General features: G+C 38.7%; 12 protein-coding genes and 1 pseudogene. 8 read left to right on the top strand and 5 right to left on the bottom strand.

Annotated features, from left to right (window positions below):
* Positions 1-46: 46 nt before the first annotated feature.
* Complete coding sequence (gene lysS / locus IMO47_RS13745; RefSeq protein ID WP_196075334.1) at positions 47-1,573, top strand: lysine--tRNA ligase; 1,527 nt, start codon at positions 47-49, stop codon at positions 1,571-1,573.
* 61 nt (positions 1,574-1,634) lie between these two features.
* Here the strand turns inward: lysS and trpS are convergent, their stop codons facing one another.
* Positions 1,635-2,648: a tryptophan--tRNA ligase gene (gene trpS, locus IMO47_RS13740; protein ID WP_196075335.1), complete on the bottom strand. Its 1,014-nt coding sequence runs from the start codon at positions 2,646-2,648 to the stop codon at positions 1,635-1,637.
* Between the two features lie 196 nt (positions 2,649-2,844).
* Between trpS and IMO47_RS13735 the strand changes: the two genes are divergently transcribed.
* The 3 genes from IMO47_RS13735 to IMO47_RS13725 all read left to right on the top strand — a co-directional run bounded on the left by IMO47_RS13735 (position 2,845) and on the right by IMO47_RS13725 (position 6,442).
* Positions 2,845-3,771 (top strand): DUF808 domain-containing protein, encoded by a 927-nt coding sequence (locus IMO47_RS13735; RefSeq protein WP_196075336.1) that lies wholly within the window; start codon positions 2,845-2,847, stop codon positions 3,769-3,771.
* A gap of 52 nt (positions 3,772-3,823) precedes the next feature.
* On the top strand, positions 3,824-4,714 hold the full coding sequence (locus IMO47_RS13730) for a neutral zinc metallopeptidase (protein ID WP_196075337.1): 891 nt from the start codon (positions 3,824-3,826) through the stop codon (positions 4,712-4,714).
* 228 nt (positions 4,715-4,942) lie between these two features.
* A complete protein-coding gene (locus IMO47_RS13725; protein ID WP_196075338.1) occupies positions 4,943-6,442 on the top strand; it encodes a cation:proton antiporter in 1,500 nt (499 codons plus the stop codon).
* Positions 6,443-6,546: 104 nt separating this feature from the next.
* On the opposite strand, the gene IMO47_RS13720 is transcribed toward IMO47_RS13725, so the two are convergent.
* Positions 6,547-7,518, bottom strand: a complete 972-nt coding sequence (locus tag IMO47_RS13720; RefSeq protein ID WP_196075339.1) for an alpha/beta hydrolase — start codon at positions 7,516-7,518, stop codon at positions 6,547-6,549.
* Positions 7,519-7,672: 154 nt separating this feature from the next.
* On the opposite strand from IMO47_RS13720, the gene IMO47_RS13715 reads away from it, so the two are divergent.
* A complete protein-coding gene (locus IMO47_RS13715; protein WP_196075340.1) occupies positions 7,673-7,987 on the top strand; it encodes an MGMT family protein in 315 nt (104 codons plus the stop codon).
* A 51-nt stretch (positions 7,988-8,038) separates the two neighbouring features.
* On the opposite strand, the gene IMO47_RS13710 is transcribed toward IMO47_RS13715, so the two are convergent.
* Positions 8,039-8,476 carry a universal stress protein gene (locus IMO47_RS13710; protein WP_196075341.1) on the bottom strand — a complete coding sequence of 146 codons (438 nt, stop codon included), beginning with the start codon at positions 8,474-8,476 and terminating at the stop codon, positions 8,039-8,041.
* Between the two features lie 419 nt (positions 8,477-8,895).
* Here IMO47_RS13710 and IMO47_RS13705 point away from each other — a divergent pair, with 419 nt between their 5' ends.
* The 3 genes from IMO47_RS13705 to hppD all read left to right on the top strand — a co-directional run bounded on the left by IMO47_RS13705 (position 8,896) and on the right by hppD (position 11,768).
* Complete coding sequence (locus tag IMO47_RS13705; RefSeq protein WP_196075342.1) at positions 8,896-9,681, top strand: enoyl-CoA hydratase-related protein; 786 nt, start codon at positions 8,896-8,898, stop codon at positions 9,679-9,681.
* 6 nt (positions 9,682-9,687) lie between these two features.
* Complete coding sequence (locus IMO47_RS13700) at positions 9,688-10,455, top strand: hypothetical protein (protein WP_196075343.1); 768 nt, start codon at positions 9,688-9,690, stop codon at positions 10,453-10,455.
* Positions 10,456-10,712: 257 nt separating this feature from the next.
* Positions 10,713-11,768 (top strand): 4-hydroxyphenylpyruvate dioxygenase, encoded by a 1,056-nt coding sequence (hppD, locus tag IMO47_RS13695; RefSeq protein ID WP_004829476.1) that lies wholly within the window; start codon positions 10,713-10,715, stop codon positions 11,766-11,768.
* A gap of 72 nt (positions 11,769-11,840) precedes the next feature.
* On the opposite strand, the gene IMO47_RS13690 is transcribed toward hppD, so the two are convergent.
* Positions 11,841-12,620, bottom strand: coding sequence for an IclR family transcriptional regulator (locus IMO47_RS13690; protein WP_196075344.1), 780 nt, complete (start codon positions 12,618-12,620; stop codon positions 11,841-11,843).
* A gap of 285 nt (positions 12,621-12,905) precedes the next feature.
* Positions 12,906-13,383 (bottom strand): annotated as a pseudogene (locus IMO47_RS13685) (CoA-transferase); the annotation flags it as partial.
* Positions 13,384-13,387 lie beyond the last annotated feature (4 nt).

The following is a 13,387-nucleotide window of genomic DNA, read 5'->3' as shown; positions in this document are numbered from 1 at the left end:
TGCTATGCTATGCAACTTCCGTTTTTTTAATATAATCGAGGCAGAGATGACGCAACATAACGCTCAATCGACTTCTGAACAACCCATTTCCGAAAACGATTTAATTGCACAGCGTCATGCCAAGTTAAAGCAAATCCAAGATCACGCCAAGGAAACTGGTGCTAGCCCGTGGCCAAATACTTTTAAGCGTGAGCATTACGCACAAGATCTACAACAACAATTTGCAGATCAAACAAAAGAACAAATTGAAGCAGGCGAACAAGTTCACGTTTCTGTTGCTGGTCGTGTGATGTTGAACCGTGGATCATTCATCGTGATTCAAGACATGACAGGGCGCATTCAGCTTTATGTTCCACGTAAAGAACTTGCTCCAGAAGTTTTAGAAACTGTAAAAAGTTTAGACCTTGGCGATATTATTGCTGTTCAAGGCTATATCGGTCGCTCTGGTAAGGGCGATTTATATGTTCATATCGAACATTTTGAATTATTGACCAAGTCTTTACGTCCACTTCCAGATAAGTTCCATGGTTTGACTGATACTGAAGTGAAGTATCGTAAACGTTATTTAGATTTAATTGTGAATGAAGAAACACGTAAAACTTTTGAAATTCGTGCAAAAGTTGTGTCTGGTATTCGTAATTACTTAACCAATGAACGTTTCATGGAAGTTGAAACACCAATGATGCATGTGATTCCGGGGGGTGCATCGGCACGTCCATTTGAAACCCATCACAATGCATTGGATATGCCATTATTCTTGCGTATTGCACCTGAACTTTATTTAAAACGTCTGGTTGTCGGTGGTTTTGAACGTGTGTTTGAAATCAACCGTAACTTCCGTAATGAAGGTGTTTCTACCCGTCATAATCCAGAATTCACCATGATTGAGTTCTACCAAGCTTATGCTGACTACAAAGATCTTATGGCTTTGACTGAAGGCATGTTGGAAAAATTGGCCCTAGATATTCTAGGTTCAACGGATGTGCCGTATGGAGATGAAGTATATAGCTTCAAAGGTCCATTCAAAAAAATCTCAATGTTCGATGCGATTTTAGAACATAACCCAAGTTTTACTGCTGAAAATGTATCTGATCGTGAGTTCTTGGCAACATTTGTTCGTGAAGAGCTTAAAGAGCAAGTAAAGCCTGGTTTTGGTCTGGGTAAGTTGCAAACGATTGTATTTGAAGAAACTGTAGAAACTCAATTACGCCAACCAACATTCATTACGGAATATCCTGCTGAAACTTCACCTTTGGCACGTCGTAATGATGACAATCCTCATATTACCGATCGTTTTGAGTTCTTTATTGGTGGTCGTGAACTTGCAAATGGTTTCTCAGAGTTAAATGATCCGATTGATCAGGCTGAGCGTTTCCAAGCGCAAGTTGCTGAAAAAGATGCAGGCGATGATGAAGCAATGCACTATGATGCAGACTTTATTGAAGCATTGGAATACGGTTTACCGCCAACAGCGGGTGAAGGTATTGGTATTGATCGTCTGGTTATGCTTTTTGCAAATGCACCAAGTATCCGTGATGTGATTTTATTCCCACATATGCGTCATAAAAACTAAGCGATGCAATTAAAAAAGCCACTGAATTCAGTGGCTTTTTTATAAAGCAGGTTATAGCAAATCAGAAATGGAATACACCTAAACCGTTTTTGATTTCATCTAAGGTATCTTGAGTAATAATGCGGCATTTTTCAGTGCCTGTTTTTAAGATATCCATGATGTAATCTGGATCTTTAGCAAGTTCCATACGACGTTCACGAATTGGGGTAATCAACTCTTTTAAAACACCTTCAAGACGTTTTTTCACTGTTCCATCGCCTAAACCCCCACGGCGATAGTGCGCTTTCAGCTCTTCAACTTCTTCTTTGTTTGGATCGAAAGCATCTAAGTAGGTAAATACAATATTGCCTTCCACTTGACCTGGATCTTCAATACGCAAGTGATTTGGATCGGTATACATCGCATTGACCGCTTTTTTGATGTCTTTATCTGTCGCATCCAAGACTATGGTATTGCCTAAAGATTTTGACATTTTAGCTTTGCCATCAAAACCAGGTAAACGGCTCATATTGGATAAAAGTGCTTTACACTCAGGCAAAATGTCTTGACCAATCTGACGATTTAAACGACGGACAATTTCATTGGTTTGTTCAATCATTGGAATCTGGTCTTCACCTACTGGAACGACAGTCGCTTTAAATGCGGTGATGTCAGCAGCTTGTGCAACAGGGTAGCACAGAAAACCGGCAGGAATATCACGTTCAAAACCACGTAATTGAATTTCAGCTTTGATGGTTGGATTACGCTCTAAACGAGACACAGTGACAAAGTTTAAATATAGCATGGTCAGTTCATTCAATGCTGGCAAGCATGATTGAACACAGATCGTGGTTTTAGTTGGGTCTATACCTACCGCTAAATAGTCTGTGGCAACTTCAATAATATTGCGGCGGACTTTTTCAAAGTTATCTGCATTGTCAGTTAGAGCTTGAGCATCAGCGAGAAGGAGATGTTGATGATGAGAATCCTGTAAGCCTACTCGTGAGCGCAAAGAACCTACAAAATGTCCCAAATGTAGTTGTCCAGTAGGACGGTCGCCTGTCAAAATCACAGGACGATTATCTTGATTCGTCATTATCGCTTCCAAAGTCTTTATAGAGACAGTCGTGTTTTATGAATGGGCACTATTGTACGAGATAATTTATTTTAATGTCAGCGAAAAATAGCCCAGAACCAATTTTTATGGATAAATGTGAAAATCTACAAAATTTTATATAGAAAAATGAAATTTCACTTTAAAATAGTGCGATAACTAAAATTTTGGATAAAAAATGGCAAGTAGTTTATTAATACTATTAGATGATATTGCAGCAGTCTTAGATGATGTTGCTGTCATGAGTAAAATGGCAGCAAAAAAAACAGCTGGTGTTTTAGGTGATGATTTAGCACTGAATGCGCAACAAGTCAGTGGTGTCCGCGCTGAACGTGAACTTCCTGTCGTCTGGGGTGTTGCGAAAGGTTCATTTATTAATAAACTCATTTTAGTACCATTGGCATTATTGATCAGTGTCGTTGCACCCTGGTTGATTAATCCATTATTAATGATCGGTGGTTTATTTCTGTGCTATGAAGGTGTAGAAAAAGTTCTTCATAGTCTAAAACATAAGAAAGCCAGTACTGAAGAAGCTGCACAAGAAGAGTTAACGCAGATTGAAAGCGATTTAGCAACTTTTGAAAAAGAGAAAATTAAAGGCGCGATACGCACCGACTTTATTCTTTCAGCCGAAATTGTGGTGATTTCTTTAGGTACGGTTGCAACAGCTGCTTTTGGTACAAAAGTCATGGTGCTGTCTGTGATTGCAGTGATTATGACTATTGGTGTCTATGGCTTTGTTGCGATGATTGTCAAAATTGATGATTTAGGTTTGTACTTGACACAACAGGCATCGAATGTAAAACAAAGTATTGGTCGAGCTTTATTGGCATTTGCACCGAAATTAATGAAAACCTTAACCATTGTCGGCACAATCGCAATGTTTCTGGTAGGTGGTGGAATTATCAATCATGCAGTATCTTCATTGCATCACTTAACAGAGGAAGCGGTGGATCATATTGAGCATATCCCAACAGTGGGAAGTATCATTGGAGCATTAACGCCAACTTTGATTAACCTTGTAATTGGCATTGTTGCTGGTTTGGCGGTGGTGTTGGTGGTTGGATTGATTCAAAAATTACGTGGAAAATCAACACCTGCATAATTTGAAAAAGTATTTTAAACTGATACCAATTTAAAAATAAAAGGACAGATCTATGCGTTGGAAAGGACGTAGAGAAAGCGATAATGTCGAAGATCGCCGTGGTGGTGGCGGTGTAAAAGCGGGTGGTATCAGCATTCTTGGATTGATTGTCGCTTTTGTGGCATGGAAATTCTTTGGTGTTGATCCACAACAGGCTTATCAGGCAACCAAACAGGTGACTTCTTCTGGAGCGAGTCAAAACTCTGCACCAATCAATATGACACCTGAACAGCAGGAAACGGCATCTTTTGTTAAAACGGTGTTGGCAGATACGGAGGATACTTGGAAGCAGGTGTTTATTCAGCAGGGTGCTCAATATACACCGCCTAAACTGGTCATGTTCAGTGGTGCCGTACAGTCAGGTTGTGGAACGGCTGAATCTGCCATGGGACCCTTTTATTGTCCAGCAGACCAAAAAGTATATATTGATACCCAGTTCTTTAAAGATATGCGTCAACAAATGGGCATTTCGGGCGAAAAAAATCAATCCGAGCTATCTGCACAAGATGAGGCCGGCGATTTCGCGCAAGCTTATGTGATTGCACATGAAGTTGGTCATCATATTCAAAATTTATTGGGTATTTCCTCGCAAGTGCAACAGGCTCGTCAACGTGCCAATCAAGCTCAGGGTAACCAACTCTCAGTACGGTTGGAATTACAGGCGGATTGTTTAGCAGGTGTCTGGGCAAATCGTACACAACAGCGTACACAGTTTCTTGAGCAAGGGGATATAGAAGAGGCAATGGATGCCGCAGAAAAAATCGGTGATGACTATTTGCAGAAAAAAGCACGTGGTTATGCTGTTCCAGATAGCTTTACCCATGGTACCAGTCAACAACGGATGCAATGGTTCAATACGGGGATGAAATCAGGCGACATCAACAGTTGTGATACGTTTAAATAAATTTTTAAGTTCAAGTATTTAAAAAAGGGCATAAAGTGTGCTCTTTTTTTCTGAATAAATTTTTGCAATCCAATTTTTTATGTTAAAAAATATAACGAAAAAAGTCAGGGTTCAGTTTTTTTTGTAAAATTATATAAATTGTTAAATGGTCTCTTATTCTATATTTAATAAAGAAATGATTGAGTATTTGATGTGCATTTAAATTAAAAAATCGAAAATAGGGTTCGAATGGGTAATTATTTCTTTCTCCAAGTTTTTACAGTAGTTTTTGCGCTTTCTATTGCGACGACCATATTTAATAAACGTATACTCGGTTTTCCTCAAGCGATTGGTGTACCTATCGTTTCTGCAATTTTTGTCTTTATATTGCAATGGGGAGCCAGTTTACTGAATGGTAACCAATTTATCTCGATTAATATCCATAATATTGAAGAGGCTGTACGCCATGTCGATTTTTATGATTTTTTAGTCAATGGTGTGATTTGTTTCATTCTGACCTCATCCGCATTGAAATTTAAAGTTTCCGATTTAAAAGTCTATTGGAAGCCGATCAGTATTTTAGCCACGATTGCATTATTGCTGTGTGCCGTATTCTTTGCAGGACTGGTGTTTGGTTTCCAGTTCTTGATTGGAAATCCTGTACCGATTTTAGTGCTGTTATTACTTGGTTCAGCGCTCGGGGCAACCGATCCAATCGGGATCAAAGGCGTACTGAGTTCAGTACGTGCACCCCATCATTTGATGGTCAAATTAGAAGGTGAATCCTTATTTAATGACGCAATGTGTATTGCGGTCTTTATGACCTTGTTGAATGTCCTGGAAGGTGAGCATTTCAGTCTGATTGCAACCCTGCAAACCCTATTATACGAAATTGTAGTGGCTGTAATCATTGGTTGGGCTTTTGGTTTGGGGATTTTACGCCTATTACGTGGCAAACATGAGATGGAGTCACTAATCTTAACCACAGCATTGTTGGCATGTGGTTCATATCTTGTGGCATTGTTTGCGCATGCTTCCGCACCGATTGCTTGTGTAATCGGTGGTTTGATTGTTGGAAATAAATGGAAAGAAATTTTACAAGACCGTGAAATTCGCGAGGTCAATCATTTCTGGCATACGGTAGAAGGGATCATTAATTCATTCTTATTCACTTTGATTGGATTGGAAATCTTTATTTTAGATCTCAGTACCAGTCTTATTTTAGGTGGTATTTTTGCGTTCTTTGCCTTGCATCTTTCTCGTTTTGCTGCAAATTTCCTTGCTTTTGCATTCTTTCCATCATTCCGTAAAAAGAGTTACAACGGTAGCCTTGCCATTCTGTCATGGGGAGGTGTCCGTGGAGGGATTTCACTCGCATTGATTCTTGCTGTGGCAAACGTACCGGAGTTGCGTGATTACAGCAGTATTTTGATTGGTTATACCTTTATCAGTGTATTACTTTCAGGGGTGGTCTGTGGTCTAGGTTTACCTGCGGTAATGAATGCTTTTTATTACAATCCAAACGAAGAAACTCAAGGTTTTAAAGGTTGGTACCAACGCATGTGCAATAAAATGAATCGTAAAGGCTTTAAGTATATTGTAGGTGAAGATGCCGCAGGTCACGAAACAATTACGATTTATAATCCAGAAGCATTGGTCGACAAGAAATCTGATGATGGTGTTGCTACAGTTCATCATCCAGAAAAAGCGCAGGAAGTGAAGCGTTTGGAAAATCCGGCAAACTTTTAATTTAAAAAATCACATTTAAATGCTGAATTGATGTGAAGCATGCTTAAAAAATACCCTCCAATGTGAAGGGTATTTTTTTTAATGTTTTGTAAATTGGCCCATCATTACTTTGCATTTTTTGCCAAGAAATCCAAATACGGCTTAATCAATAATTGTTCTTGTTCAAGAAGGGGTAAATGCCCAACACCTTTTAGAATAACGGGTTCTTGAGCATTTTTTAATAAGCCCTTTAATTCAGCCGCAGCTTCAACATTGATAATTTGATCTTTATCACCCCATGCAATTAATACAGGCTGGTCAATAGAGCGGGCAGCAATCGCAAATGAGTCAGGTGTAAACAATTTAGACATTACAATCAATTGTTCAACCAGCTTGGTGGTATTTGCAGATTGGCTGATCATCAATTTTTCTTGTGAGTCTTTTAATTCTTTTGGAATAAAAGGTGGAAGATTGGTCGCAATTTTCATTAAGCGATCAAAGTCTCCAGGTTTGCTGACAATCATATTGCGTAAAGTGGTTGGATCTTTGAGATATGGGGTATTGGCAGATTTAAAGACACCTGCACTGTCGATTAAGAATAATGATTTAGTATCGACAGGGTACTGAGCAGCATACAGTAATGAGATAGAACCACCCATTGAATGTCCTGCAACATTCAGACCATTCTCAACTTTTATCGCTTCTGCAAAACGACGTAATTTCTCAGTTAAATTAGGGAGTGAGTAATCAAAATCACTCGGAACCTTACTATCACCTTGACCCGGTAAATCTGGAATAATGACATGATAATATTGCGTTAAATAGCGTGCCACACGATTCCAGTTGTCTCGACTTCCTGCAAGTCCATGTACCAGCATAAGTGTCGGTTTTCCTGCTGGTCCACCTTCACTGTATGCCCAGTCAATATCACCAACCTTGACACGTTTGGTTTCCATTCCAGCCCAAGCGCGTTCCTGCTGAAGAACACTTTGAATATCAATCGTTGGGGCAGCATAGGTATTGGACAAACCGAGTGATGTCACAGTACCCGTGACCAATGCGGCAGATAAAAGCAGTTGATTGAAGATTCCTTTCATTTTTGCATACTCTTGTTGTTGTATTTCAGGTAGGATTCAAGATTAGAATATGTACTATTAAATTACATTTGCCTAAAATGTCCGAAGCTTATTTTCTAAGTCAATTTCGTTGAGTGATTTTCACAGTTGTTGCTCTTTTAAGTGTAAAGGTCCTATGCAGAATGATGAACTGGCACAGATGATTTTAAATGTCATTGTGCAGATTCCAAAAGGCAAAGTTGCAAGTTATGGTCAAGTCGCAAAGTTTGCTGGCTTACCGAAACATGCACGGCTTGTCGGGCGTGTACTGGGACAGCTTCCAGAAGATCATGATATTCCTTGGTACCGGGTCATCAACTCCCAGGGGCGCATCAGCCTAAATAAATTGGATGAACATGGCATGTGCATACAGACAGCGAGATTACGTGAAGAAGATGTAGTTGTTGTTGATGGCAAAATTAATTTAAAGAAATATCAATGGATACCTTAAATGAAAACCTCACCCTGTATTTATAGTGAGGTTTTCATTGTTCAAGTCATTTTATTTAATGACCAAAACAGGGATTTGTAATTCAGTTAATAAATTTTGTGCAACACTTCCCATGATAATCTTTTTCAATCCAGTACGCCCATGTGAGCTGAGAATGACCAAATCAGTTTTCAAATCATGCACTGCTTGATTCAGGGTGTGAGCAATATTTTCACCTTCAAGTAAACGTGTTTCAACTTGTACACCTTCTGCGGCGAATTGTGCTTTGGCTTCGTTGATGTTGGCTTGAATAAATTCACGGGCACGTTCGATCAGCATGTTGCTTTGACCGTTCGCCAAATATTCTGATGCAATATATGGGTCCAGTGTCATGACTTGTACAACCGTAATTTTACTGTTGAATGCTTTTGCAAATTCCACAGCATGTTTAACCACAGATAGGGATGTTTCTGAGCCATCTACAGGCACGAGAATGTTTTGATAAGCCATGACTATTTTCCTTATTTTAACAAAAAGCTGAATTGAATATTTATACGCATCACCAGTCTATAACCTGATCATAACGCGAATATGAAATGAATAAAACCCAGTAAAAGCATAGGGATAATTAATATAAATATCATAAATTTAAATCAATGCACCGGCATAAACTAACATTACTGAGCTGAGACGAAAAGCAACCAAAAATCAATTAAATTCACTTTATAAGGCGTCTGTATTTTATTGTTTTTTAAAAATTAAATTACTTTGATTCATAAATTATATAGACAATAAAATGCAGATAAAAAATCAATTGAGCCAATTGCTGAATTGTAAATCAAAAGCATCCGTTAGAATGAAGCTGAAACAAACTCAACTGAAACAAGACAGATCCACATGATTTATACAATAAATTTGAGGAAATGATCATGGAATATCAAACAATTATTATAGAAAAGAAAAATGGAATCGGTTACTTAAAGCTTAACCGCCCGGAACAATTGAATAGCTTAACGCCTGTGATGAGTCTAGAAATTCTGGAGGTACTCAGGCAATGGAAAGAGGATGCTGAAATTCGCGTTATTGTCATCGCCGCAGTTGGCAAAGCATTTTGTGCCGGGCAAGGAATAAGTCCTGAAGTACTCAATGGTGGCGTCATTGACTTGGGTGAGGTATTGGAAAAGTACTTTAATCCGCTATTAGCCCTCATCAATGATATGCCCAAAGTCATCATTTGTGCAGTCAATGGTATCGCTGTAGGAGCGGGGGCGAGCTTGCCACTGTTGTGTGATATTACACTTGCAGCAAAATCAGCAAGTTTCTCACAGATCTTTAGTAAAATTGGTCTTATTCCCGATTGTGGTGCAACATGGTTGCTTCCACGTTTGATTGGTTTTGCTAAAGCCAAAGCATTGATGTTGACAGCAGAAAAGATCAGTGCAGAGGAGGCAGAACGTATCGGAATGATTTATAAAGTCGTTGCAGATGATCAGTTGGAGCCAGAAGTTGTACGTTTAGCTGAGCATTTTGCGACACAAGCCAGTTTAAGTCTTGCATTGATCAAACAGGCCATGCGGGTCACCATGCACAATGATTTTTATACGCAAGTTAAAGTTGAACAGGATTTACAAAGAAAGGCAGGACAGTCAGAAGATTTTTTAGAAGGAGTCCGTGCTTTTTTAATGAAAGATCAAGCCCATTTTAAAGGACGATAAATCCCAATGCCTATCTTTAAAAGCCACTCCAACAGCATTGTTCAATGGATAGTAGTGGCATGGGGAGTATTGCTCCCTCATGCTACTGTTGCAGATCAAATTAAAGCCATTCCTTGGATAAAACTGAAAACAGAAACCTCACAGGCCAAGCAAATTTGTCAGGCATTAAAGGTCAACTGTGGAAAGGATGTAGATGTATGGAAAAAGCAATCAGGGGCAGACACTCATTTATATTTAACTGACGATAGACCGCAACTAATCGAATTTATAAAAGAAAACAATCAGTATACTGTTCTGAATTATTGGAATTTTCAGCATTATCAGCATCACGGTCATAACACTGATTTTGATGAGGAATTAAACAGTGATGGATTAAGGATTTATCCTGCATTTTATCCTTTAAATCGCCAAAAGCTTGCTATTGCAGTAGTTAAGCGTTGGAGCACGACTTACTCGGGAGGTGGACGGGCAGAAGAGATCGCTGATTTTGTCATGTTAGAACCAAATCATACATATAAACTGGCATTGGCTGATGTTGCTTTTCATTCTTATGAGATGATTCGAGCCTGTTTTTCTCAAGAGGAATATCAATCTTCTCCACACTGTCATGATGAAAGTGGTTCCAATTTGTCCATCCAATTTAAAGATATCGGTAAAACATATTATCAATGGACCTTAAATTTTACCGATTTTACTTGGGAAGCGTTCAAACCTCACTCATCAAAAGTTATAGAAAAGTCGCATAACATTGTGTTGCCTTTTCAGCAAAAATAGAGATCTGTGATTTTTGTAAATAATCAACAAAATTACACAATACATAATTTAATTATGTATTGCATAAACTGTTAATTTCTTATAGGATGAATTTAGAGTTCAAATTCACTGTCATCAAGCTGATTCTGGCTCAAGACAGACTGAATGACGGAAGGAAAGAACGGACTAACGGCGTATTTTGATTGGTGGATCAAAATAGCAGTGTGCTGTTCTCAGCATTAAAAAACGGATGAATTTATCTAAATAAGGGAAACTAGATGGATATTTTAGATAACCCATTAGAATTATGTGGTTTTGCTTTTATTGAGTTTGTATCGACGGAAAATGGATTAGATCAAATTTTTGAAACCATTGGTTTTAGCAAAGTCGCAAAACATAAGTCTAAAAAAGTGTATTTGTGGCGTCAGGGTAACATCAATATTATTTTGAACTATCAACCCGAATCCTATGCTTCATTCTTTTTCAAAGAACATGGACCTTCTGCTTGTGCAATGGGGTTTAGAACACGTGATGCAGCTAAAGCTTTTAAAAATGCGATAGCACTAGGCGCTGAACCCATGTATTCACAGGCAGGACCGATGGAATTGAATATTCCAGCGATCAAGGGAATTGGAGGAATGCCAATTTTTCTTGTGGATCGTGATATTTACGAAAATGATTTTGTTTTCTTCGATGATGTTGAAAAAAACCCACGTGGTGCGGGTCTGAATGAAATTGATCATTTAACACATAATGTTTATAAAGGACGCATGGAATATTGGGCGAATTTCTATGAAAAAATCTTTAATTTTCAAGAAATCCGTTACTTTGACATTAAAGGTGAATATACGGGGCTGACTTCAAAAGCACTCACTGCACCAGATGGTATGATCCGTATTCCATTGAATGAAGACTCAGACAAAGGCAATGGTCAAATTGCAGAATTTTTGGCTGATTTCAACGGTGAAGGTATTCAGCATATTGCTTTTATTACAGATGATTTAATTTCAACATGGGATAAGTTGAAAGGTTTAGGTCTGAAGTTTATGACCGCACCCCCGGAAACCTATTATGAAATGTTAAAGGATCGTTTACCTGGTCACGGTGAGCCAACCGAAGAGTTACAAAAGCGTGGTATTTTATTGGATGGAAATACCAAAGAAGGTGAGAAGAAGCTGTTATTACAGATTTTTTCTGAAAACATGCTTGGACCGGTTTTCTTTGAGTTTATTCAACGTAAAGATGATGATGGCTTCGGTGAAGGGAACTTTAAAGCATTGTTTGAATCTATTGAACGTGATCAAATCCGTCGTGGTGTATTAGAAGCCAAATAAGGTCAGCGATGTAAGCAGAAGAAGCCAGGAAAACATTTTCTTGGCTTTTTTATTACAATATGAAGAAAACATTTAACGCGTTTGAATGTACTGATTGATTGCAGCCACTTCTCGTTTAAATAGTTCAAGTTTTTCACTGCCTGTATGCACGGGGAGAAATACTTCACTATCCAAAGCAACAATACAGAACTCCACTGCTTGATGCGCATTGAAAACAGGCAAACCAATGGCATTGATGCCTGTAAGAAGATCACCTTGAGCAATTGCCATACCTAATTCTAAAGTAGTTTCCTTGAGTTGAATAAATTCGTCCCAATGGCTGGGTTTAATTTGATAATGATTGAGAGCGGCTTTTTCCCATTCTGCAAATATCAAAGGCTTGATGATTGGTTCAGGTAAATATGCGGCAAAAACTCGTCCAGCAGCTGAGTTGACCAATGGCATAATTGAACCAACTTTTGTGACGATTGAAATTGGATGATTGGATTCAATGGATTGCACGACCAAAGGACCTTTCGGTGACCATTTACTGATTTGAATGCCACAGCCGATTTTATTCTGTAATTCATAAATTCGATGTTGTACCAATTGCAGGGCATCGGTATGCTGGATACAGTTTAAGCCTAAACGCCAGGCCTGATCACCCAGTGCATATTGACCATCTTCCAGCTGTTTGGCATAGTTCATGCGAATGAGACTGACCAAATAGCGGTGTACTTTGGCCGGATGCATATCCAGTTTGCCTGACAGTTCTTTTAATATAATCGGTTTGTTATGTTCCAAAAGAGCATTGAGAACGGCTAAGCCCACTTCAAGTGATTGAACGCCACCAGATAACTTTTCTTCAATCATTCAATAACCCTTGATCGCATTTAATCTTGCAGCTTTGATTTGCTGTCGATATTTGATTTTACACTCAGCACATAATGCCTGAGCATGCTGCAAAATAGAAATCATCTTTTTAAATGAGATAAATAGATGAATAGCATAAGCATACTGTGCATGATGCACTTTAGTATGCGTTTACAAGGTATTGTATATCAACATACTCAAGTTAAAATAACAGACCTTGCTGAAAATTAGACAATAAAAATCGGGATCGAAGCTATTGGTCTTCCATCCCGATCACCTTGTACTTTAAGCCGCTTGAATATTTTTAATCCGAACAGCGATTGCTGCTTGAATGTCATCAAAACTGACATTTTCTGCCAGCTCAACCAGTACTAGACCATCATGGGTGACATCGAGCACAACTAAGTCACTGACAATACGGTGAACCACTTACGACCAGTCAGTGGTAGGACGCATTGGGATAAAATTTTAGCTTGACCTTCTTTGGTTGTATGCTCCATTAAAATCACAACTTTTCGTACCCCTGCAACAAGATCCATTGCACTGCCCATGGCTTTGATTTTTTACCCGAAATCATCCAATTGGCATGATCACTTTGTTCAGAAACTTCCAATCGGCTTAAATTTGCAGGGTCAATTCGACCACCTCGAACCATGGCAAATGATTCTGAGCTTAAGGAAAATGCATCCCCCGTTTTAGCGGTTACTGTTTGCTTGCCTGCATTAATCAAGCCAGCATCCACATTTTCTTCAGTTAGGAATTCATCA

It is taken from the genome of Acinetobacter sp. Res13-Abat-PEC15-P4-01 (genome assembly GCF_015676285.1).
In the GTDB taxonomy this organism is placed as follows: Bacteria; Pseudomonadota; Gammaproteobacteria; order Pseudomonadales; family Moraxellaceae; genus Acinetobacter; species Acinetobacter nematophilus.
This window is presented reverse-complemented; position numbering and strand designations above follow the sequence as displayed.